At 48.1% G+C, this 25359-nt stretch carries 11 protein-coding genes and 1 riboswitch; of the genes, 9 read left to right on the forward strand and 2 right to left on the reverse strand.

The window, feature by feature from the left end:
* The first annotated feature begins 355 nt into the window (after positions 1-355).
* From ZOBGAL_RS23200 to thiH, 9 genes are all read left to right on the forward strand, one after another.
* Positions 356-14494: an Ig-like domain-containing protein gene (locus ZOBGAL_RS23200; protein ID WP_013994978.1), complete on the forward strand. Its 14139-nt coding sequence runs from the start codon at positions 356-358 to the stop codon at positions 14492-14494.
* A gap of 26 nt (positions 14495-14520) precedes the next feature.
* Positions 14521-15453, forward strand: a complete 933-nt coding sequence (locus tag ZOBGAL_RS17155; RefSeq protein WP_013994979.1) for a PorP/SprF family type IX secretion system membrane protein — start codon at positions 14521-14523, stop codon at positions 15451-15453.
* A 10-nt stretch (positions 15454-15463) separates the two neighbouring features.
* Positions 15464-17401, forward strand: coding sequence for an OmpA family protein (locus ZOBGAL_RS17160; RefSeq protein WP_013994980.1), 1938 nt, complete (start codon positions 15464-15466; stop codon positions 17399-17401).
* A 193-nt stretch (positions 17402-17594) separates the two neighbouring features.
* Positions 17595-17691, forward strand: a riboswitch (TPP riboswitch).
* A 110-nt stretch (positions 17692-17801) separates the two neighbouring features.
* On the forward strand, positions 17802-18005 hold the full coding sequence (gene thiS / locus ZOBGAL_RS17165) for a sulfur carrier protein ThiS (RefSeq protein ID WP_013994981.1): 204 nt from the start codon (positions 17802-17804) through the stop codon (positions 18003-18005).
* A gap of 107 nt (positions 18006-18112) precedes the next feature.
* Complete coding sequence (thiC, locus tag ZOBGAL_RS17170) at positions 18113-19972, forward strand: phosphomethylpyrimidine synthase ThiC (protein ID WP_013994982.1); 1860 nt, start codon at positions 18113-18115, stop codon at positions 19970-19972.
* A 10-nt stretch (positions 19973-19982) separates the two neighbouring features.
* On the forward strand, positions 19983-20615 hold the full coding sequence (locus ZOBGAL_RS17175) for a thiamine phosphate synthase (RefSeq protein WP_013994983.1): 633 nt from the start codon (positions 19983-19985) through the stop codon (positions 20613-20615).
* 5 nt (positions 20616-20620) lie between these two features.
* Positions 20621-21274, forward strand: a complete 654-nt coding sequence (gene thiE, locus ZOBGAL_RS17180) for a thiamine phosphate synthase (protein ID WP_013994984.1) — start codon at positions 20621-20623, stop codon at positions 21272-21274.
* A gap of 2 nt (positions 21275-21276) precedes the next feature.
* Positions 21277-22047, forward strand: coding sequence for a thiazole synthase (locus ZOBGAL_RS17185; RefSeq protein ID WP_013994985.1), 771 nt, complete (start codon positions 21277-21279; stop codon positions 22045-22047).
* A gap of 10 nt (positions 22048-22057) precedes the next feature.
* The gene (gene thiH, locus ZOBGAL_RS17190; RefSeq protein WP_013994986.1) at positions 22058-23164 is read left to right on the forward strand and encodes a 2-iminoacetate synthase ThiH; all 1107 of its coding nucleotides are present in this window, start codon (positions 22058-22060) and stop codon (positions 23162-23164) included.
* Positions 23165-23184: 20 nt separating this feature from the next.
* On the opposite strand, the gene ZOBGAL_RS17195 is transcribed toward thiH, so the two are convergent.
* Both ZOBGAL_RS17195 and ZOBGAL_RS17200 read right to left on the reverse strand, forming a co-directional pair.
* Entirely contained in the window at positions 23185-23997 is an 813-nt protein-coding gene (locus ZOBGAL_RS17195; RefSeq protein ID WP_013994987.1) for an RluA family pseudouridine synthase, read from the reverse strand.
* Between the two features lie 139 nt (positions 23998-24136).
* Positions 24137-24901, reverse strand: coding sequence for a YoaK family protein (locus ZOBGAL_RS17200; RefSeq protein WP_013994988.1), 765 nt, complete (start codon positions 24899-24901; stop codon positions 24137-24139).
* Positions 24902-25359 lie beyond the last annotated feature (458 nt).

The following is a 25359-nucleotide window of genomic DNA, read 5'->3' on the forward strand; positions in this document are numbered from 1 at the left end:
GTTTACTTATAAATGGTAAAAACCATTTTAAAACTCTTAGGGATATTCAACTTACTTACGTTTGGGGTTTTAAGTATCGTTTTGACCATTAAAAGTCACTTTGTCCCCATTCAACTATACATATGGCGTATAGGACCTCAAAAGCCAGTTCAATAAGAATAAAAGGGCTTTTTTGCCCTTAGAATTTCCAATTATTTGAAAACAAGTTAGTCGTTAGCAAATCACTACTTGAATCAAATAAGAATCAAGATATATCAAAGAAATAACCTGTTTGTTTTTTTGGTGATAAGACTGTTCCCTTCAATAGCACATTATGAAAATAAATCCCCGAAAAACAAATAACAAGTTACTGACAATGGTGTTTCTACTATTCACCGTAGTCAGTTCTTTTGCCCAGCTGAGTGATTTGCATTACCTGCCACCGCTTACCGAGACGAACCAAAATTATATCATTGATCAATCTGTATATCTTTCCACTCCCGAACTGATACCTTTTGATGTAGACATTTACATAGGAACTTCATCAACCCCGGTAGCAACGGTCCCTGTTTCCAATACGGTACCGTATACCTATGTATTGCCCGAAAAAGAGAATGGAATAACATTGCTGCCCAATGCGGAAGTCGGGTTGGTTAGCAGTACTGCCGGCTTGCGCTTAGAGGCACCGGGAGGACAAAAATTTTACGCCAATTATAGAGGCAATAGTAATGCCCAAGGCGTTTCTTTAACCTCTAAGGGACGTGCGGCATTAGGAAGGCATTTTAAATGGGGCGGTATTCCTTTTCTACATGACAGAAATATTTTTAATGCTGTCTTAGGGGTTATGGCTACGGAAGATAATACAACAGTTACAGTTTCAGATTATGATCCTGATTGTGTTTTTAGATTAGGAAATAATGGTAAAGGCTTAACCGATGACACGATTACTATTACTTTAAATAAAGGAGAATCTTATGTTTTGGAGGCTGAAGGAAATAATGGGGACGCCAATAGATATGGATGGTTAGGTGCAGATATTATATCAGATAAGGATATCGCTATTAGTACAGGTCATATTTTACTTGGTGTTATTCCCGGGTCCAATATACAGGATGGGGGTACGGATCAGCCCGTACCTATAGATATCATCGGGCGGGAATATGTTTTTATTAGGGGGGGGGGAACCGATGCCTTAGAATTTCCAATAATAATTGGAACGGCCAGTGGCACCGATATTTTTATAAATGGCTCTACAACACCTATTGCCACTATAAATGATGGCGAATACTTTGTAGTGCCAGGATCGAACTATTCAGGAAGTACGGCGGGTAATAACATGACCGTAACTACGTCTAAAAACGTATATGCCTACCAATGTTTGGCAGGTAGTTCTTCGGGGGCAACTATTGGAATGAACTTTATAGCCCCGGTGAATTGTTTGCTTCCCGATAATGTAAACAACATTAGTACTATTGAAGATCTGGCAGGAAAAACAATAGATGGCGGATTGACCATCTTGGCATCCAACAGTACTCCTGACGCCAATATTGTTGTAACCGCCAATGGTCTTCCGGTCACCTTGCCTGCTGCTATACCGGCCACGGGCTTACCTTGGAAAAGCTTTTATATTCCAAATTTGACCGGGAATATTTATGTGCAATCTTCAGGGGCAATCGCTGTTGGGGTTGTCGGTTTGAGTGGCGCATTGGGAACAGGCGGGTACTTCTCCGGTTTTGACACGGTACCTGTGGTGGATTACTCCATTTCAGGATCGGGATGTCTTGGAAGCACCATTACACTTACGGAAAATTTTGATACCTACCAATGGTTTAACGATGGGGTTGCCATACCGGGGGCCACGAGTGGAAGCTATACGCCTACCGAAATTGGGGAGCATTACGTAAATGTTTCTAAAAGTGGTTGCGATTACAACTCTAACGTAATCCAGGTATTTTATTGTAATCCGGACATTTACATTAATAAGACCGCTGACAAAACAAGCCTGTCGGAAGGGGAAACGGTAAGCTTTACCATCACCGTGGAAAGTCTAGGTTTAGACGATACAACGGGCCTCGTAATTACCGATGCCCTGCCACCAGGTTTGACCCTTGTTAGCGCAACGCCGAGCAAGGGAACGTGGTCCGCTCCCAATTGGAACGTGGGCGATTTGGTAAAGGGCGAAAAACAATCGCTTGTTATCGTCGCCTCGGCTGACGATATCGATGCCCCGATTGCCTCGCGAAGTATAACGAATACCATCTCCAACGCCCAAGATCAAAGCGATTCCAATTCATCCGTAGATGATACGACAGAGGTGATCACTATAGAAAATTTAGATGATGACAACGATGGGGTTCCCGATACTTCCGATGTCTGTGAAGGATACGACGATACCCTCGATACCGATCAGGATGGAATTCCCGACGGATGTGATAGTGATGATGACAATGATGGAATTCCCGATTCGGACGAGTGTGTTCCGCTACCGGCATCGGTTATCGGGGTACAGGACATTTCAGTGAGCTGGATCGATTTTGAATTTAACAAGATAATAGGAAACACCTATTGGTCCGGTAGAAGTGGCAGCGATAATGAATGGGGACCAATAGGCACTTTCGACCTAGGTCCCTTAAATTCAAATTTGGCGGGAATTACGGTCACGATTACCACGGTTTCCAATGAACCGGATGATGCCCGACTTTATATGGGGGCATCGTCGGGAAGTTTCCTAGGCGGGCATGCGGGGTTTATCCTCGAATTCTCGGAGCCCGTTGATATTAGAAGGGAGGCCACGGCAGGCGTTGCTTTCAGTTCCGGTGAGATCGAAACCTACCAGTCAGGTAGCCAAATGCACTACGTTTACGGCGATACGCCGGCTAGTGTTACCGTTACTACCGATGATGGTTCGGGTATTGCAGGTATCGAAGCAAACGGTAGTGGGGGATCGAGTCCCATTGTAGCGGAGAGTTACGGTACGACCTATTTTTATATGGATTGGGACGATAATATTGTTCCCAGTACCCAGCAGTTTCGAATGGAAATCGGTGAATTCCCAAGAATAGTGACTACCGATACCGATGGTGACGGCATCGTGGATTGTAAAGATTCGGATAGTGATAACGATGGTTGCCCCGATGCCTTGGAGGGCGATGCAAGTTATGATTACGGCGATATTGATGGAAACCTTAGACTTACGGCAACCGTAGATGCGAACGGTATTCCTGGGGGAACTTCCCAAGGTAGGGGAACGTCGTTGGACAATTTGCAACAGGCCGACGAATGTTCGGAATGTGATCCCGACCATCCCTTATTTGAAGATATCGATGGCGATACCATCGGTGACGCCTGCGACGAGGATGATGACAATGACGGTATAACCGATGCCTTGGAGTGTACTCCGGCAAAAGGTTCGGTGTCATCGGGAGACGGCACACTTTTGCTTGCCGGGGAGTATAATAATGGCAACGGGGTCGATCAACAATTTACGATTACATCAACGGAATACAATATAGAGGATAAAACTGGGCCGGCCTATAACGGTTTACAAGTGCGATGGAATCAAGGTACGGATCCCACGGTTCAAATGACACTCACCTTGCAAGCGCCTGTAAATGCGGTTCAACAAGCCGTTCGTGTTTCTTCCTATGAACCGAATAGTGAAGTAGGGGCAGTACAAAATGCCGATAAAACCGTAACGATTACCTGGCCCGGAGGCGGAACGGCCGTGCTGTCCGACCCATTGGGCGAAACCGATTTGGGAAATGGCGCGGTCATTACCTCGGGAACACCGTTTCAGGTGGCTCCCGATGCAGCGGGACTTTCGAGACTTGTGCCCGATTCCCAATGGTCTTTATTGATAGATACCAGCACGGGAATAACTTTTCCTATGGACATCGTTTACTATGCGGACGGAACCATAAACTCCAGTGCCAACCATGTAAACGAAGGTTTTGCCTTTCGATCGGTTTTGTCATGCGATTTAGACAATGACGGTGTTCCCAATATACTCGACCTTGATAGTGACAACGACGGAATTTACGATGTGGTGGAAGCAGGGGGCACGGATGCGGACGCCAATGGTATTGCCGATGGAAGCATTGGCGCAACGGGCATCCCCAGTACGGCAGGAACAGGGACAATCCCAACGGAAACAACGACGGGCACTCCTGATTTTCTAAGTCTGGATAGTGATGCCGATGGTTGTTCGGATGCCAATGAGGCCTATAACGATAGTTCGGCGGATAATGGCGATGGGGCGGAATACAACGATGCCGATACCGCAACCCTTACCGATGGTTCGGGAAGCATACTGGCGAACGGATCGGTCGCATCGGCGGCCTATACTACGGGAGTGGTAAGTGCGGTAACCACTGAAGATTTAGATTTGGATGGCGATGGTTTGGTAGGTGTTTGTGATTTGGACGATGACGGTGATGGCGATCCGGATACGACCGATCCAGATCCTGCAGACCCCTGTGTATACAGTACCGATCAAGTTGCGGCGAATGCCGAGGCAGGTTGGAATGCCTTGGATTGTGACGGCGACGGTGAAAGCAATGGATTTGAAGTAAGCAACAATACCGATCCATCGGACCCTTGTGAAGTAACGGTGGCCACCGTACGTTCGGCAACGGATGAAAACTATGATGTTTGGGCGGCAGTCGATTGTGATGGTGATAATCTGGATAATGGAACGGAAGTTACCAAGGGTACCGATCCATTCGATACCGATACCGATGGTGACGGGGTTCAAGATGACGTGGATTCAGGTGCTCTTGATCCTTGTGATCCCGTGCAGGTCGCAGGATATACCGGTTACGATGCCGGCAATGCCCTTTGGGCGGCGGCGGATTGTGATGGCGACGGGCTTATCAACGGTACGGAAGTTACCAATGGCTCCGATCCCTATAGTTCCGATACCGATGGCGATGGCGTTCTAGATGATATGGATAGCGATGCATCGGACCCCTGTGCCCCGGTACAGGATGCGGGGTATGAAGCTTATGATTCCGACAATGCCCTTTGGGAAGCAGCGGATTGTGATGGCGATAATGTGCTTAACGGTACGGAAGCGACCAATGGTTCTGACCCGTACAATGCCGATACCGACGGCGATGGCGTTCTAGATGATATGGATACCGATGCACTGGATCCCTGTGCCCAGGTACAAGCGGCAGGGTATGCCGGATACGATGCTACGAACACTATTTGGGCATCGGCCGATTGCGATGGCGACGGCGTGATCAATAGTACGGAAGTTGCCAATAATACGGACCCCTATAACGACGATACCGATGGCGACGGGGAACCGGACGGATCGGATACGGCCCCCTTAGATCCCTGTGATCCGGCACGGCCTGAAGGGTATATGGGATATGATGCCGGCAATGCCCTTTGGGCAGCGGCGGATTGTGATGGCGATAATGTGCTTAACGGTACGGAAGCGACCAATGGCTCCGATCCCTATAGTTCCGATACCGATGGCGATGGCGTTCAAGATGATATGGATAGCGATGCATCGGACCCCTGTGCCCCGGTACAGGCCGCAGGTTACACCGGTTACGATTCCGGCAATGCCCTCTGGGCAGCGGCGGATTGTGATGGCGACGGAGTGATCAATGGTACGGAAGTTACCAATACTACAGATCCGTATAGTACCGATACCGATGGCGATGGTGTTCTAGATGATATGGATATTGATGCATTGGATCCTTGTGCCCCGGTACAGGCCGCAGGTTACACCGGTTACGATTCCGGCAATGCCCTCTGGGCAGCGGCGGATTGTGACGGCGACAATGTGCTTAACGGTACGGAAGCGACCAATAGCACGGACCCCTATAATACCGATACCGATGGCGACGGTGTTCAAGATGATGTGGATGCCGGTGCATTGGATCCCTGTGGTCCAATGCAGGCCGCGGGTTATAACGGCTACGATGCCGGCAATGCCCTTTGGGCAGCGGCCGATTGTGATAACGACGGGGTTACCAACGGTACCGAAGATACCAACAGTACCGATCCCTATAGTGACGATACCGATGGCGATGGTATTGCGGATGACGTAGATACCAACGCATTGGATCCTTGTGCCCCGGTACAAGCTGCAGGGTACACGGGTTACGACGCTACGAACCTAACTTGGTCGGCAGCGGATTGTGATGGCGATACCGTACTTAATGCTACGGAAACGACCAATGGCACGGATCCCTATAGTTCGGATACGGATGGCGATGGTATTGACGACGCCCAGGAAGCATCGGATAATACCGACCCCTTAAATGATTGTGATTCCATTGGCGGAACTCCTTTGCCAACAAGTGATTGCGATGGCGACGGTGTACCTAATTCCTCGGATGCCTGTGAAGGCTTTGATGATGCCATAAATGCCGATGACGATGCCCTTCCGGACGATTGTGATGAAGATGATGATAACGACGGTATTCCCGATACCGTGGAGGGTAATACCGATTTTGATGGTGACGGTGTTCCAAATCGTTTGGACCTTGATAGTGATAACGACGGTATTCCGGATGTCGTGGAAACAGGGAATGGTAGCTTTGATACCGATGGAAATGGCTCCATAGATGCCGCTGAAAGCGGTGTAGGGCTAAATGGTATTCCTGATGCTGCCGAAGACGGTGGAGTGGATCAAGCGGGAGTAGGAACGGCTCCATTAAATTCTGACGGTACGGCCGGTCCTGATTATTTGGATATCGATTCCGATAATGACGGTATACAAGATCTAGTGGAAGCCCAATCGGATGCGACCTTGGTACAACTAAGTGGCGACGATTCCGATAATGACGGGGTAGACGATGCTTTCGATGCGGATAATGGGGGTAGTTTCAGCAGCCTTCCCGTAAATACGGATTCCGACGGTCGTCCCGATTATTTGGATTTGGATAGTGATGGTGACGGCATCATCGATAATATTGAATGGCAATCCACATCGGGCCATCTTAGCCCATCCGTCGATTCGGATGGTAATGGTCTGGCCGATAATTACGAGGTTTCGGCCGGTTCGGGAGAGTCTATAAACGAACCGACAAACACTGATGGTGAAGGTAATCCTGATTTTAGGGATTTGGATGCCGATGGAGATTTCTTGGATGATATCATCGAGGTGTACGATTATAATGATGATCTCGCTGCCGATGTTCTTCCTTCGGGAACGGATGCCGATAACGATGGTTTGGATGATGCCTTTGACTTAAGCATAGTGGCACCTGACGGTCTTGCGGATCCCGACGGGGCGACCAATAATGACCAAGATGTTACCGGTTTCCTAAATACCCAAGATCCCTTTACCAGTGAGGTGGATTTTAGGGATAGCAATGTACACGAGAAACCGATCGATACCGATGGCGATAATGTTGACAATAGTATTGATATCGATAACGATAATGATGGTATTTTAGATTATGTGGAATCCTTGGGATTCCAACCTACGGATACAAAATTAGACCCTTGTAATGTGCCTTCTGGATCCTTTATTGGCGGTAGCTATATAAACGGAACGGGCAGTACGGGAGAGGGCAGTGAAGGTTCTGAATATCGATTCCCGACCGTGGTTACATCCTCTTTGGGCGTTTTGGACGCCATTGTTACGATTACCGATGTAACTAACGCTACTTTGACCTCGATCGATACCAATGTCTCGGGTAGTAACGAGGCTTGGCAGCCTACTTTTGACGTAGGTGGCGGGGTCGGTGCCATTGGAAGTATGTCCTTTAATATACGTTTGGTGGCCACCGGAACCGATACCCAGGTCAATCTTATTCGGTTTGGGGGAGTCATTTATGATATCGACGGTGCGAACACCAAAGAAAGCGTAACCCTTAAACGTCCAGGTCTGTACGCCGTTGATAGTAATTCCTTGATAACCGTATCGGAAAGTGCCGCCCCGGGCACGGTCACTTTTGAGGGGCCTGAACAAACATGGACCGGGGTCGATTTAGGACCGAGGTTGGCCGTATATTTTAATTATTACGAAACGACAAACCTCAATATCACATTTACCGGTGAGCTGCTAAGCGGTTTTCTTACGAACGATTATTTGGGCTCTGTTTTGTTTCAAACCTGCGATATCAATGGTCTGTTCACCCCCTCCAATACCACATCGGGCCTTAATTCGAATGGTACGCCCCTTAATACCCCGTCGGGCCCGGGCACTTCACCTGTGTACAAGATCTACCAAGGTATCGATAGCGATAATGACGGTATCGAGGATCATTTGGATATCGACTCCGATAATGACGGTATCCCCGATAATGTAGAGGCTCAACTTACTTCTTCCTACACGGCAAGGGGTACCATCGATACCGATGTTGATGGCTTGGGTGATCCCTATGAAGGAAGCGGCGACGAAGGTTTAACGGTCGTCGATACCGATGGTGACCAAATTCCCGATTATTTGGATTTGGATTCGGATGACGATGGATTGACCGATAGGGTCGAAGCAGGATTTGCTGCCGCAACCAACAACCTAGATGGGGACAATGATGGTTTATTGGACGGATACGATGATGTGGACACCCCGGGAACCCTTTTCGATACCAATGATGATCAAGATAATGGTGCCGTAGACTTACCTAACATAGCTAAGACCGCAACGCCTGAGGTAGATTATCGTGAAGACGGTATCGACGATAACGACCTGGATGGCATAGCCGATTCAATTGATCAAGATGATGATAACGATGGTATTTTAGATACGCTGGAATATTCAGGAGGCGACCCAAGTACCGATACCGATGGTGACGGCGTTCCTAATCATTTTGATCTAGATTCCGATAACGATGGTATTTATGACGTGGTGGAATCCGGAAGCGAACAGGCCTTTACCGCTGGCGTTCTTGATGGTGCCGTGGGTACCGATGGTATACCCAATACGGTACAGGCAAGCGGACAACAGAATGGCGGTACTGTAAACTATACCGTATCCGATTCTGAAACCACTCCTGATGGTATTGCCGATTTTCTTGAGCTGGATGCCGATGGTGACGGGTGTAACGACGTTATCGAAGCCGGATATACCGATTCGGATGCCGATGGCGTATTGGGTGATGGGCTAACGGTAGTAGATGGCAATGGGGTCGTAACGGGAACCAATGTTTCTGACGGATACACCACCCCTGACAATGTAGATAGCGCTACCGATACCGCATTTGATTTTCAACAGCCAGGTGTTGTTCCGACCATAGCGACGGCGGCCGAACAACCTCAAGATGTTTTGACGAACGGGAGTTCCCCGGAGACCTTCTCGGTAACTGCCACGGGTACGGAATTGATCTACCAATGGCAAGTAGATGATCAATCGGGTGGTGGTTTTGTCGATATAGACGATGCCAATGCCACCGATATATATACGGGTAGTACAAGTGCAACCTTAACCTTGACCGGTATCACCATAGCGGAAAACGGATATCGGTATAGAGTGGTCCTTACGGAAACTTCCTTTGTATGTTCCCCTTTGACTTCATCGGATGCACTGCTTACGGTCGATGTAACGCCACCGCTTCCACCTACAGTGGATATGCAAGTTACGAACGATACGACACCGGTTGTTACCGGAACTGCGGAAGCGGGTTCTAAGGTTACCGTGGTCGTTGGTGGGGCCACCTATGAAATCCTTGCCGATGGTTCGGGGAATTGGACTATCGATACCGAAACGCTTACCCCCGATAGCGGGACGTTTACGCCCAACGTAAACGGGGCTAACGAAGTAGCGGTAACGAGTACCGATGCAGCGGGCAATAGTGCGATAGATACGTCCAATTTGGAGTTGACCATAGATACCTCGGACCCTGAGGTGCCTACGATAGATTTTCAAGTTACGAACGACACGACACCGGTTGTTACCGGAACTGCGGAAGCGGGTTCTAAGGTTACCGTGGTCGTTGGTGGGGCCACCTATGAAACCCTTGCCGATGGTTCGGGGGATTGGAGTGTCGATACGGCTACCCCGACATCCGGAATTTTCGGTCCGAATGAAAATGGTACAAATGAGGTAGCGGTAACAAGTGAGGATGCCGCTGGTAACACTGCGGTCGATATTACGAATTTAGAGTTGACTATCGATACTACGGCCCCAAGCGCCCCGACGGTCGAGATTACCGAAGACACCGACGATAACGGTTTTATAAGTGAAGATGAGTTGTCGGGCGGTATCGATGCCGTGGTGACCCTTCCTGCCGATGCCGCTGAAGGCGATACCGTAACCATCACCGATGGAAATGGGGGCTCCCAAACCGTGGTACTTACGGCAACGGATATTGCCAATACGACTGTTGCCGTTGTTATTGCCGATCCGGGAGATGGCGGAACGATCGTACTGACCGCTAACCTTACCGATGTTGCGGGCAATGTAGGTGCCGATAGCGCAAGCGATACGGCCGTACTCGACCTTACGGATCCAAGTGCCCCGACGATAACGATTACCGAAGATACCAACGATGATGAACTGATCAATGCAACTGAACTATCGGGTACTATCGATGCCCGTGTAAGCCTTCCCGGTGATGCGGTGGAAGGCGATACCGTAACGGTTACCGATGGTAACGGAAATTCCCAAGAGGTGGTGCTTAGCGCAACGGATATTGGCAATGCCTATGTTGATGTGGTCATCGCCGATCCGGGCGATACGGGAACGATCGTAGTAACCGCAAGCCTCACTGATGTGGCCGGCAATGTCGGGCCCGATAGTCCTACCGATACCGCGGTACTGGATCTTACGGCCCCAAGCGCCCCAACGGTCGAGATTACCGAAGACACCAACGACGATGGTTTAATTAGTGATAATGAGTTATCGGGCGATATTGATGCCGTGGTGACCCTTCCTGCCGATGCCGCTGAAGGCGATACCGTAAGCATTACCGATGGAAATGGAGGCTCCCAAACCGTGGTACTTACGGCAACGGATATTACAAATGGTTTTATCGATGTGGTCATCGCCAGTCCCGGAGATACCGGAACGATCGTAGTTACGGCTATAATTACCGATGTAGCGGGCAATGAAAGTCCTGATAGTGTTACCGATACCGCAGTACTTGACCTTACGGCCCCAAGTGCCCCAACGATAACGATTACCGAAGATACCAATGATGATGGATTGATCAATGCAGCTGAACTATCGGGTACTATCGATGCCCGTGTAGGCCTTCCGGTTGATGCGGTGGCAGGAGATACGGTAACGGTTACCGATGGTAACGGAAATTCCCAAGAGGTGGAGCTTACTGCAACGGATATTGGAAATACCTATGTTGATGTGGTAATCGCCAATCCCGGCGACAAGGGAACGATCGTAGTAACCGCCAAGCTTACGGATGTGGCCGGTAATGTCGGACCCGATAGTCCTACTGATACCGCGGTACTGGATATCATTGCCCCTGGCGTTCCAACGGTGATTATTTCGGAAGACGGTAATGATGACGAATTTATAAACAACAATGAATTATCCGGTGATATTGATGTTGAAATTTCTTTGCCTAGTAATGCAGCTGAAGGCGATACGGTAGCCATTACCGATGGAAACGGGAATGCCCAAGATGTAATTTTGACGGCGGCTGAAGCTTCCAATGGGTTTATCCTGGTAACTATCGTTAACCCAGGTGATGGGGGAACGATCGTAGTAACGGCGAACCTTACCGATATAGCCGGCAATGTAGGCGCCGATAGTGCAAGCGATACGGCCGTACTCGACCTTACCGGCCCAAGCGCCCCTACGGTAGAAATTGTCGAAGATGCCAACAACGATGGGCTGATCGGTCAGAATGAACTATCGGGTGCTATCGACGTTCGGGTAAGCCTCCTTGGCGATGCGGAAGAAGGTGATACGGTAACGGTTACCGACGGTAACGGAAATTCCCAAGACGTAGTGCTTACGGCAACGCATATTGGCAATGCCTATGTTGATGTTATTGTCGCCAACCCTGGAAATAACGGAACGATCGTAGTAACGGCCAAGCTTACGGATGTGGCTGGCAATGTAGGTCCTGATAGTGCCTCCGATACCGCGGAAATCGATATAGAGGCTCCCGGGGCCCCGACCGTGGTCATTACCGAAGACACGAACAATGATGGTTTGATCAGTGAAGACGAACTTATAGGTGATATTGGCGCACGGGTAAGCCTTCCTGCAGATGCCTTGGAAGGCGATACGGTAATGGTTGTCGATGGCAATGGAAATCCCCAAGACGCAGTGCTAACGGCCACCGATATTACGAATGGCTTTATCGATGTGGTCATCGCCAGTCCCGGCGATACCGGAACTATTATTGTAACGGCGAATATTACGGATGTGGCCGGCAATATAGGTCCTGATAGTGCAAGCGATACGGCCGTGCTCGACCTTACGGATCCAAGTGCCCCGACCGTAGAAATTACGGAAGACCTTAATAACGATGAATTGATCAATGACCTTGAGCTATCCGGTGGTATCGATGCCCGTGTAAGCCTTCCCGCTGATGCGGTGGCAGGCGATACGGTAAGGGTTGTCGACGGCAACGGAAATGCCCAAGACGTGGTGCTTACCGCAACGGATATTGCAAATGCATATATTGACGTGGTAATCCTTAATCCGGGCGAGAGGGGTACGATCGTAGTAACCGCGAACCTGACGGATGTGGCCGGTAATGTAGGTCCCGATAGTGCAAGCGATACGGCGGTACTTGATACCACGAACCCGAGTGCGCCTACGGTAGAAATTTTGGAAGATGCCAACAATGACGGTTTGATCGGTGAAGATGAACTGATCGGGGATATCGATGCCCGTGTAAGCCTTCCTCTGGATGCCTTGGAAGGCGATACGGTAACCGTTGTCGACGGTAACGGAAATGCCCAAGATGTGGTGCTTACGGCAGCGGATATTGCCAATAGCTTTGTCGATGTTGTTATCGCCAATCCCGGTGACAATGGAACCATTGTCCTTATGGCGAACATTACGGATGTCGCAGGAAACCAAGGCCCCGATAGCCTAACGGATACCGCCTTGCTCGATTTGACCGACCCAAGCGCGCCTACGGTAGCAATTACCGAAGACACGAACAACGATGGTTTGATCGGTAGGAATGAACTGTCCGACGATATCGATGTCCGGGTAACACTTCCCGCCGATGCCGCTGCCGGGGATACGCTTACGTTTACCGATGGAAACGGAAACTCGCAAGACGTACTGCTTGCCGCGGACGATATTGCCAATGGATTTGTCGACGTGGTCGTTGCCGATCCCGGGGATATGGGTACGGTCGTGGTAACCGCCCACCTTACGGATGCCGCGGGCAATGTGGGGCCTGATAGTGCTTCGGATACCGCCGTACTGGATCTTGACGATCCTACGGTCGATAGTTTTGCGACCATTGATATCACTCCCGTGTTAACCGGTAAAGGTGACGCGAATGAAACCTTGTTGATCGAGTTGGATACGGACGGTGATGATGTTCCCGATGTAAGCTACACGGTAATTGCCGATACCAATGGTGATTGGAGCTTGGATACCGAAACCGCAACACCCGATTCCGGAAGTTTCCCGGTTCTGGTAGATGAAGATGCAATTAATATTACAGCCACCGATCTTTCCGGAAATACGGGAACAGGAAGGGTAAGCGTTTCCGTTGATACCGACAATGATGGGATCAACGATAATACGGAAGCTACATTGGGCACGGACCCCAATGACCCCGATACGGATGGCGATGGGATCAACGACGGTCAGGAAGTCAATATGGATAATACCGACCCCTTGGATGATTGTAGTTCCGTGAACGGAAATCCCTTGGGAGGGAGCGATTGTGATGATGACGGACTAACCACTGATGAGGAAATGGCCCTAGGCACCGATATCGATAACCCCGATAGCGATAACGACGGACTGTTGGACGGAGAGGAAATCCATCTTGATACGGATCCTAAAGATTCAGATTCCGATGACGATGGAATCTTCGATGGCCACGAAGTCTTGGATGGAACCAATCCATTGGATGACTGCGACCATGATGGGGGTACCGCACTTCCGAACAGCGATTGTGATGGTGACGGACTTACCACGGCCCAAGAGGATGCGATCGGAACGGATGCCTATGAAGCCGATACCGATGGGGATACCATATCCGATGGACAGGAGATCGAGGACGGAACAGACCCCCTTAATCCTTGCGACTCCTTAAACGGAGTGCCGACAATTGACGCGGGTTGTAACCCCGAAGTGGTGAACTCCGGTATTTCGGTGAGCAACGAAATCATTACGCCCGATAACGATGGTACCAACGATTCCTTTATAATCGAAAACATAGAATCCTTTCCGAACAATACGGTGCAGATTTATAATCGTTGGGGCGTCAGTGTCTATGAAATGTCGGGTTACGATAATATGACCAATGTATTCACGGGTACTTCCGATGGCAGAACAACCATTAGTACGGATTCGAAACTTCCTGTGGGCGTGTATTTCTATGTGATCAAGTACGAGAACAAGGGAGAAAACCTAAGCAAGGCAGGCTACCTATACATCAACAGATAAAATATTTCCTCAAAAACGAAGTAAGCATGAAAAAAACGATAATCACCATCCTGTCCCTGTTCGCGGGCCTTGTCTCGGTCTGTGGCCAGCAGGATGCCCAATATACCCAGTACATGTACAACACGATTTCGGTGAACCCCGCCTATGCGGGTTCCCGTGGTGTGTTCAGTATCGTGGCCCTGCACCGCTCGCAGTGGGTGGGCCTTGACGGGGCTCCGACGACGCAGACGCTGAACTTCCATACGCCGGTCTCCAATAAAGTGGGACTGGGCCTCTCGGTGGTGAACGACGAGATCGGTAACGGCACCAACCAAGACACCTATATCGACGCGGCCTTCTCCTATACGGTCAAGACCTCGCGCGAGGGCAAGCTGTCTTTCGGCCTGAAGGCGGGAGGCCACCTTTTGAACATCGATTTCTCGAAGCTGAGGAACTACGGTGCGGAGAGCAACCTTCCGAACATCGACAACAAGTTCTCTCCCAATATCGGTGCGGGCATCTACTACCATACGGAGCGTTTCTATGCGGGACTATCGGTGCCGAACTTTTTACAGACGGAGCACTTCGACAATTCCAACACCGACAGCAGTTCTTTTCTGGCGGAGGAGCGTATGAACCTCTACCTTATCACGGGCTATGTGTTCGATATGAACCAAAGGTGGAAGTTCAAGCCTGCGGCCCTTGTGAAAATGGTGAAGGGAGCACCGCTTCAGATAGACCTAAGTGCCAATTTTCTTTATAATGATAAGTTTTCACTAGGTGCCGCCTATCGTTGGGACGCCGCGGTGAGCGCGCTCTTCGGGTTCCAGTTGAGCGACCAGTTCATGGTAGGGGTAGCCTATGACCGGGAGGTGACCGATTTGGGGGCGACACGGTTCAACGACGGCTCCTTCGAGATCTTTCTCAGGTACGAGTTCCTGAACCGTTACAAACGCGTGATCACCCCAAGATTCTTTTAATATACAGGATATGAAAAAAGCAAGATACATATTCTGTGGACTGGCGCTACTGGCCATGGTGGCACGGGCACAGGAGAAAAAGATACGCAAGGCCGACACGAAGTTCACGAACTATTCCTACGCCTCTGCGATACGGTCCTATGAGGGCCTGGTCGCGGACGGTTATACGGAAGAGGAGATCTTCAAGAACCTCGGCAACGCGAACTACTACAACGCCAATTACGATGAGGCCTCCAATTGGTACGCCCAACTGTTTCAGTTGGGAATAACGGATATCGACCCGGAATATATGTACCGCTACGCCCAGACCTTAAAATCGTTGGAGAAGTACGATGCATCGGACGTTTGGATGAACAAGTTTAAGACGGCAAGGTCGAACGACCAGCGCGCCCTGGCCTTCGGCAATAACGAGGACTACCTTGAACGTATAGAGGCGAATTCGGGTCGCTATGAACTGAAAAACCTGGGGCTGAACTCGAAGGTATCCGATTTCGCGCCCTCTTTCTACGGGAATGACCTGGTCTTTTCCACGGCAAGGGACAGCGGGCTCATATCGAAGAACATCCACAGGTGGAACGACGGGGCCTTTTTGAACCTTTACAGGGCCACGGGCGACGACCAGGGTAATTTTACGGCACTGGACAAGCTGGACCGGAAACTGAACAAAAAAACACACGAGTCCTCCACGGCCTTCACCAAGGACGGCAAGACCATGTACTTTACCCGGAACAACTCCGACAACGGAAAGTTCTCTAGGGACGGGGAGGGGGTGAGCAGACTAAAGATATACCGCGCCGATCTAATTGATGAAGAATGGGGCAATATCGTAGAGCTGCCCTTCAACGACGACAGCTACTCGGTGGCACACCCAACCTTGAACAAGGATGGGACAAAACTATATTTCGCTTCGGATATGCCGGGAACGGCCGGGGAGTCGGATATTTTTTCTGTAGAGATCAACAAGGACGGAACTTTCGGGGCACCGCAAAATTTGGGCCCACAGATCAATACGGAGGCGAGGGAGACCTTTCCCTTTGTTACAGGTTCCGATATTTTATATTTCTCTTCTGACGGACATCCCGGTCTGGGCGGTCTTGATGTATTCGGAACGGACCTGAAAGACGACAGCGGTAAGGTTATCAACGTAGGAAGGCCCTTGAACGGGGAAGAGGACGATTTTTCGTATATCGTGAACGAAGAGACCCGAACGGGCTTTTTTGCTTCTAACCGAGACGGAGGTCAGGGTAACGACGATATCTACGGTTTTGTAGAAAGGGAGCCTTTGGACTTTTCTTGCCATACCGATATTACGGGCGTGGTCAGGGACGGGAAGACGGGGGCTTTGTTGGCCAAGGCCTCTATCACGATCTATGACAGGGAAAACAATATCGTAACCACTTCCGAAACGGATGCCAACGGGACTTTTGCCGCCAAAGGCGATTGTACCGATGGAAGGTATAAAGTGGTCGCTTCCAAAACGGACTATGACGAAGGGGATAAAATGTTCACTTCGGTCAACGCCAAGGATGCTACGGGTATAGAAGTGGTACTGAACAAAACCGTTAACTCGGCGCCCATAGGTACGGACCTGGCCAAATACCTGAATATAGAACCGATTTATTTCGATTTCGACAAGTACTTTATTAGGGAAGATGCCAAGATTGGTATCGACAAGGTCTTGGCCTACTTGAGGGAATTCCCGAACGTAAAGGTACAGGTACGCTCCCATACCGACTCGCGTGCCAACGATGCCTATAACATGCAATTGTCATCCAACAGGGCGAAGTCCACGGCAAATTATCTGATCGCCCAGGGCATCCCTGAAAGCCGGATATCCTTTGAAGGCTTCGGGGAAACCCAACTGACGAACGAGTGTAGCAATGGGGTGCCCTGTACCAAAGCACAGCACCAAATGAACAGGCGTTCTGAATTTATAGTGGTGGAATAAGACGAAATAAATACCTGAAGGGAAGAAAGGGAAGTAGCCATGCTCTTCCCTTTTTTTTATACCGCAGAAATACTCCTCGGACCTAAGTAGGGAAGGGGGAGTTTTATTTTTTCATTTTATGGCCAATTGATCAAAAAAACAAACTTCTTACGTTTTTTCAATTTTATAACATTTTCATTCTATACATTTGTAGAGTAAACTTTAGGGGTGTTCCCAATACATGGAACTGAGACATACCCTTTGAACCTGATGCGGTTAGTACCGCCGAAGGGAAAAGTTGAAAAACATTTTGCAATAAATGTTTACAGCCTTTTCATTGATGTACCCTGTTTTCTCTCTGGGTACCTTCGTTTCAAAGACTTCTCGGACCTCTATCGTTACAGCATAAAATTTATTCTGTATGATAACGATAAACATGAACCAACAGCGGTTGCAGGTCGGTGCCAAGACCACCATCCATCAATTTTTACAACAAATCGATTCCTCCGTAAGTGGCGTTGCAGTTGCCATTAACGACCAAGTCGTGCCACGAAGCCATTGGGAAACCCGTTCTCTGCAAGACGACGATACCGTTCTAATCATTCAGGCCGCCCAAGGCGGATAGGAATAGGGCCATATATCGTCCCGTCCCTTACCATTTCCAATAAAAAACATAAAAATTCATATAAAAACGCCAATAGCGAATAGCTTGATGCACTTAGCCATAGAAAAATGAAAAAAAGAGACACCGCCCCAAAAGAAGGTCAAATTACAAGACATCCCTTTCCGAATTCGAAAAAAATCTATGTAAGTGGAAAGATCCACCCAGAGCTTAAAGTGGCCATGCGTGAGATTACTTTGAGCGATACCAAAGATTCCCTCACGGGTAAGCTAACCCCTAACGAACCTGTAACGGTATACGATACGTCGGGACCCTACACAGATCCCGAAAAGGAAATAAACGTACACAATGGTATAGAACGCATACGCGAACCGTGGATATTAGATCGTGGTGATGTGGAACGACTGGAGGGCTTCTCTTCTGAATACTGTAACCAACGCTTGAAGGATCCAAGCCTTGACCATATGCGTTTTTCACACCTGAAAACACCCCTACGGGCGAAAAAGGGTAAAAACGTAACCCAGTTGCACTACGCCAAACAGGGTATAATTACTCCTGAAATGGAATACATCGCCATCCGTGAAAACCAAAGGATCGATGAGATGACGGAGATTGCCAAGCAGCACAAGGGCGAACATTTTGGAGCGGCTATTCCCCAAAAAATAACACCGGAATTTGTTCGTGATGAAGTGGCCCGGGGGCGTGCGGTTATTCCTTCCAATATAAACCACCCAGAAGCGGAACCTATGATCTTGGGCCGTAACTTTTTGGTAAAGATCAATGCGAATATCGGTAACTCGGCTACGACCTCTTCCATTGAAGAGGAAGTGGAAAAAGCGGTTTGGGCCTGTCGTTGGGGAGCCGACAATATAATGGACCTCTCTACCGGTCAAAATATTCACGAAACCCGGGAATGGATCATCCGTAATTCCCCGGTTCCCGTAGGTACCGTACCGATCTACCAAGCACTCGAAAAGGTAAACGGTGTTGCCGAAGATCTTACTTGGGAAATTTTTAGGGATACCTTAATCGAGCAGGCTGAACAGGGAGTGGACTACTTTACGATCCATGCGGGCGTTTTGTTACGTTACGTTCCTATGACGGCCAAACGGGTTACCGGTATCGTTTCCCGTGGCGGTTCCATCATGGCGAAGTGGTGTTTGGCGCATCATAAAGAGAGTTTCCTGTACACCCATTTTGAAGATATCTGCGAAATCCTGAAGCAATACGATGTGGCCTTTTCATTGGGTGACGGACTACGACCGGGTTCGGTGGCCGATGCCAATGACGAAGCCCAATTTGCCGAGTTGGAGACCTTGGGCGAATTGACAAAAATTGCCAGAAAGCACGAAGTACAATGTTTTATCGAAGGTCCAGGTCACGTGCCCATGCATATGATCAAGGAGAATATGGAAAGGCAAATAGAGGTTTGCGACGAAGCCCCGTTTTACACCTTGGGCCCGTTAACGACCGATATCGCCCCTGGTTATGACCATATAACCTCAGGAATCGGTGCGGCCATGATCGGTTGGTACGGATGCGCCATGTTGTGCTATGTCACACCAAAGGAACATTTGGGCTTACCGAATAAAGATGATGTACGAACTGGGGTAGTTACCTATAAATTGGCGGCCCATGCGGCAGATCTGGCAAAAGGACATCCTGGGGCACAACATCGTGATAATGCCTTGAGCAAAGCGCGATTCGAATTCCGTTGGGAAGATCAGTTCAACTTGGGCTTGGATCCAGAGCTGGCCCGTGAGTACCATGATGAGACCTTGCCTGCGGATGGAGCCAAGATTGCACATTTCTGCTCTATGTGCGGCCCTAAATTTTGTTCCATGAAAATATCTCAGGAAGTACGTGATTTTGCCGCTGCCAATGATATCGTAGATAACGAAGTCATTCAGAAAGGTATGGAAGAAAAATCAAAAGAGTTTAAGGATAAGGGCTCGGAAGTGTATTTGTAACCCTTGAACCATGATCGTTCTCATTGCCCCGGAAACCGATGTGCCCAACGAGCTTGAAACCTTAAACCATTTGTTTCAAGAAGGGTTGGAATACTATCACCTACGTAAACCTAATAAGGATTATACGGGGCATGTGGCGTATATGAACGGTATCGATAAAGCCTATCATAATAGGGTCGTAGTACACCTGTACCATCGCTTAATCGCTGATTTTGATTTAAAGGGAATTCATTTTCAGGAGCAAAAGCGAAGGGAGGTACTTGAAAAGGGGGCATTAGATGAAAAGACTCCCGATACGGTGATGCAACATTACGCAGCATTATTGGAAGTAGACCGTTCCAAGATCAAGAGCATAAGTTCTTCGTTTCATGAACCGAATGAGCTGCAAGGCTGTAACTTTGAATTCGATTACCACCTATTGAGTCCCGTGTTTTCTTCCATTTCAAAGAAGGGATATGAGGGTAGGGGATTCAATGTCAACCATATCGACAAAAGAATCATAGGTATGGGGGGCGTAACCAAGAACAACTTGCCTGAAATTCAAAAATTAGGATTTCGGGGCGTTGGGGTTTTAGGAGGGATATGGAACAGTAAAACGCCAATTGAAGAGTTCAGGGCGATGCAAGAATTTTATAGAAACTAGTGAACATGAACATACCGAAACTGCATTACATATCGCAAGGAAAGACACCGGAAGAGCATCTGGAAAATATTCAGAAAGCCTGTACATCGGGAGCTGAACTGGTGCAATTGCGCTTAAAGAACGTAAAAAAAAGCGTGGTGCTCAAAACAGCGGAAAAGGCAAGGGAGCTAACGGCGCATTTTCAGACACGCTTAATTATCAATGACCACTATCAAATTGCCAAAGAGGTACAAGCCGATGGGGTACACTTGGGGAAAACCGATGCCGATCCCGTAGTGGCCCGAAAGTTATTGGGCGATTACTATATCATAGGGGGAACGGCAAATACCTTGGACGATTGCTTGGCTTTGGTAAAGAAGGGCGTCAATTATATTGGTTTAGGACCTTTTCGTTTTACGACCACCAAGGAAAACCTGAGCCCCATTATTCCACTGATCGGATATCAGGGTATTGTTGGGGAATTAAATTCGGATATGCCCATTATCGCCATTGGTGGCATTACCATAGATGACGTTCCCGAGATTTTAAAAACAGGGGTTTATGGTATTGCGGCATCTGGCGAGATTACAAAGGATTTCAATAAAATAAACGCCTTTCATAAACTTTTGAAGGCCCCTTCCACCAATGAACAGATTTGGAATAGGGAAACAAAATTTTAAATATGACAGATATACTTCAAATAGCGGATAAGACTTTCTCGTCAAGATTGTTTACCGGTACGGGCAAGTTTTCAAGTTCTGAAAAGATGCGGGAAGCTATCTTGGCTTCGGAAAGCGAACTGGTTACCGTAGCCCTTAAAAGGGTAGAGGTAGGGAATAAGTCGGACGATATGCTCAAAAGCCTTAATGCGGAACATATCAATTTATTACCGAATACTTCCGGGGTGAGAACGGCCAAAGAAGCGGTTTTTGCCGCACAATTGGCGCGTGAGGCCCTAGGGACGAATTGGATGAAATTGGAAATCCACCCAGACCCACGCTACTTATTGCCCGACCCGATTGAAACCTTGAAGGCGGCCGAGGAATTGGTGAAATTGGGTTTTGTAGTAATGCCCTATATTCATGCCGACCCGGTTTTGTGCAAACGCTTGGAAGATGTTGGGGTGCAATGTGTAATGCCCTTGGGTGCACCCATTGGCAGTAACAAAGGTTTGAAAACCGATGATTTCCTCAAGATCATCATTGAACAGAGCAATGTACCGGTAATCGTAGATGCCGGTATCGGGGCGCCATCGCATGCGGCCTATGCTATGGAACTGGGCGCCGATGCCGTATTGGTGAATACGGCCATTGCGGTAGCCCAAAGTCCGGTTGACATGGCGGTCGCCTTTAAAATGGCGGTCGCGGCAGGTCGAATGGCATATTGCGCGAAATTGGCCCCGATAAAGGAAGTGGCCGAAGCCAGTAGCCCCTTGACCTCATTTTTGAATTAAAACCGAATATATGGCCTTTAAAGATACATTTGAGCAATACGATTGGGATACGCTGGAGCAGGAAATTTATGCCGTGACCGAAGCGGAGGTGGCAGCGGTGTTAAAAAAGGAACGTATTTCCTTGGATGATTTTAAGACCTTGATTTCCCCGGCCGCCAAACCTTTCTTGGAAGTAATGGCGCAGCGTAGCCATCAGTTGACCAAAAAGCGTTTTGGGAATACCATACAGATGTACCTGCCCATGTACCTCTCCAATGAATGCCAAAATATTTGTACGTATTGTGGGTTTAGTATGACGAACAAAATCCCCCGAAAAACCTTGAGCGATGCCGAAATTCTAAAAGAGGTGGCCCATATAAAAAAATTGGGGTACGACCATATTTTATTGGTGACAGGAGAGGCGAACAGAACCGTTGGGGTTTCCTATATGAAACATGCCATAGAACTGATTAAAGACCACTTTTCCAATATCAGTATAGAAGTGCAGCCCCTCGGGCAGGCAGATTACGAATTGTTGATGGAAGCTGGGTTATATGCGGTTTTGGTATACCAGGAAACCTATCATGAAGCCACGTATAAGGTACATCATCCTAAAGGAAAAAAATCCAATTTCCATTATCGATTGGATACACCTGACCGATTGGGAAAGGCCGGAATCCATAAAATAGGATTGGGGGCCTTGTTCGGTTTGGAAGACTGGCGGGTCGATAGTTTTTATACGGCCCTGCACTTAAAATACCTGCAAAGGACGTATTGGAAGACGAAGTACAGCATTTCGTTTCCTCGGTTAAGACCGCATCAGGGCGACGTGCAGCCCAAAGTGGAAATGACCGATGCCGACTTGGTTCAGCTGATTTGCGCCTATCGTCTTTTAGATGAGGATGTGGAGCTCTCAATGTCTACCCGTGAAAGTGAAACCTTCCGAAACAACATTATAAAATTGGGGATTACCTCCATCAGTGCCGAGTCTAAGACCAATCCGGGAGGGTATACGGCCGAGCCCGAATCTTTGGAGCAGTTTGAGATTTCAGATGAACGTTCTACAGGGGAAATCAAGGAAATGATACGAAAGCAAGGCTATGAGCCCGTGTTTAAAGATTGGGAGGTTTTCGCCTGATGACGCTGTATTCACATCGCCTAAAGCTCACCGAAAATCTTGGTGAACCTTTCCGGTAGATCGTCTGTTACTTTGAGATGTTCCCCGGTAAAGGGATGAATGAATTCCAAGGAATACGCATGCAGGTAGAGGCCTTTACCCATTAAGATAAAGCCTTCTTTACCGTAGGTTTTGTCACCGAGAATAGGGTTTCCCATAGTCGACAGATGTTTCCGTAACTGGTGTCGCCTTCCCGTTTTGGGGTCGAGCTTGACCAAATTTAAGTATCCGTATTTTTTAGAGGAAACCGAACGGATGGTTTCAAAATGGCTTTCGGCAGGTTTGTCGTCTATAGGATCGGTGATTTTTCCCGAGAGCGGCATTTTTCCGATCGTTGCCGCATAGTAGACCTTTTGAACTTTTTTCTCTTTAAAAAGTTGGTTGAGTTTACGGATGCTCGCACCCGTTTTTCCCGTTAATAAAAGTCCCGTTGTAGCATAATCCAGTCGATGTACGGGCTGCGGCTTGGTGGCGTCGGATAAATGGCTCGGTTTTAGGTTTTGGGGCAGGGCGTTTGCAATGGTCTTAAAACTGTTTCCGCTCACCAGTATCCCTGCGGGCTTGTGGATTATGGCCAAATAATCGTCTTCAAAAAGCACCTTGAGGTCGAAAATCAAAGTCTTGCTTGAGGGTTTTTCTTCAGCTAGGGAAAGTTCGATCTTCTCGCCTCCCTTGAGGAAGGTGGACGTATGGGCCAAGTGTCCGTTTACCTTGACACGCTTTTTCTTTAGTGCTTTTTTCCAGGCCGATTTTGTGGGGACGGAAGGAAACACGCCCACGCCATACTCTTGCATACGGATAGGGGCGTCAAGTTGCGCTACGATATGTATTTCGGTATAAGCGATTTTTATAAAGAATGGGATTAAGGGTACAAGTTAAGGCATAGAAACGAATTCAAAGAAAAGGGAATTGAACAATGGCAAGCCGATACGGTCATCTGCGAAACGCATGTTTGTGCTTTGCGATTTTCTTTTGGCTATACTTTCTCCGTGCCTTGATCAAACGGTAACGGATGTCGTCGTAAAAGAGACTGGAAAGAAGAATGGCGGCCCCAACAATTAGGGTATTCAGTTTAAATTCCATTTTAGAATAGAGAAACCCGCCTACTAATCCCCCGGCAAAAAAGAAAAGGATAATATAGACGCGCAACTGAATATTCGACTTAAGTTTTTCCCTGTTAGGATGCAGTTTGGGAAAGAACAATTGGGAAATTTCTATTCCCAAATCCGTAAAGAGTCCCGTTAAATGCGTAGTTCGGACTATGGCGTTGGAAATTTTGGTAACATAGGAGTTTTGGAGTCCCATAGCAAATAACAACAAACAAGCGATGGTATCGAACGACTCTAGTTTCATCACATTGCTCGATAGGGCTATGGATATCAAAACAAGACATTCGATTGTGGTGGGGAGCACAAAAACGTTCAGTTTTTTATTGGCCCGAAACTTTTCGATCAGAAAGCTTGATAAAAACGAACCGAAGAGAAAGGAAAAAATATAGAGAAAATAGATGGTACCCCTCCAGAATTTAAAATTGGCCACATCGTAAATAAAAAGTGCAAAATGTCCGGTGACATTTGTAGTTAGCTGCTTGATCGATAAAAAACCCGTTACATTTACAATACCGGCCACAAAAGACAATACCGTTGCAATCTGCAGATTGTGTTTGAGGGTCCTGCTCTTGCCTTGATGTCTAAACATTCATTCTTACTTTATCCAATTGCACGGGCAAAGGTCACATTTTTTTGTGCCATTTGATTATTTATGCCCCAACTTTTTTCATTACCCATTGAGTGGCACGCTCCGATTTTGGAATGTTGCCCCGATATAGTGGGAATAGCGACTTTTTGGCTTGGGGTATCAATCAAAGGAAACCTCGAGTCTTGTTGGTGAATTCATGATTTTAGACCTGAAGAACGACTTGCTGTTTTTTTCGGTTTTATAGGAAAGGCCTTAAACTAATGATATAAAAACAGACAGGCTATCGGGACAATACGTTTTAGCTAATTCATTGGTTATTTACCATGAGAGCATTGTCTTTTCAATTCCCCTGAATAGGATAACCCATCTGTTCGGTATTTTATAAGGTGTTAAACCGGCAGAACCCCACTTTGGTTTCCCCCGAAATCCGCCGTAGGATATACTGCCCGGTTTAGTCT

The sequence above is a fragment of the Zobellia galactanivorans genome (assembly GCF_000973105.1).
GTDB lineage: Bacteria > Bacteroidota > Bacteroidia > Flavobacteriales > Flavobacteriaceae > Zobellia > Zobellia galactanivorans.

Bases quoted from the DNA above. Each gene is read 5' to 3' on its own strand.
- ZOBGAL_RS17175 (WP_013994983.1), top strand. From the start codon at position 19,983: ATGATCGTTCTCATTGCCCCGGAAACCGATGTGCCCAACGAGCTTGAA.
- ZOBGAL_RS17185 (WP_013994985.1), top strand. From the start codon at position 21,277: ATGACAGATATACTTCAAATAGCGGATAAGACTTTCTCGTCAAGATTG.
- ZOBGAL_RS23200 (WP_013994978.1), top strand. From the start codon at position 356: ATGGTGTTTCTACTATTCACCGTAGTCAGTTCTTTTGCCCAGCTGAGT.
- ZOBGAL_RS17160 (WP_013994980.1), top strand. From the start codon at position 15,464: ATGAAAAAAGCAAGATACATATTCTGTGGACTGGCGCTACTGGCCATG.
- thiH (WP_013994986.1), top strand. From the start codon at position 22,058: ATGGCCTTTAAAGATACATTTGAGCAATACGATTGGGATACGCTGGAG.
- ZOBGAL_RS17200 (WP_013994988.1), bottom strand. From the start codon at position 24,901: ATGTTTAGACATCAAGGCAAGAGCAGGACCCTCAAACACAATCTGCAG.
- thiS (WP_013994981.1), top strand. From the start codon at position 17,802: ATGATAACGATAAACATGAACCAACAGCGGTTGCAGGTCGGTGCCAAG.
- ZOBGAL_RS17195 (WP_013994987.1), bottom strand. From the start codon at position 23,997: ATGCAAGAGTATGGCGTGGGCGTGTTTCCTTCCGTCCCCACAAAATCG.
- ZOBGAL_RS17155 (WP_013994979.1), top strand. From the start codon at position 14,521: ATGAAAAAAACGATAATCACCATCCTGTCCCTGTTCGCGGGCCTTGTC.
- thiC (WP_013994982.1), top strand. From the start codon at position 18,113: ATGAAAAAAAGAGACACCGCCCCAAAAGAAGGTCAAATTACAAGACAT.
- thiE (WP_013994984.1), top strand. From the start codon at position 20,621: ATGAACATACCGAAACTGCATTACATATCGCAAGGAAAGACACCGGAA.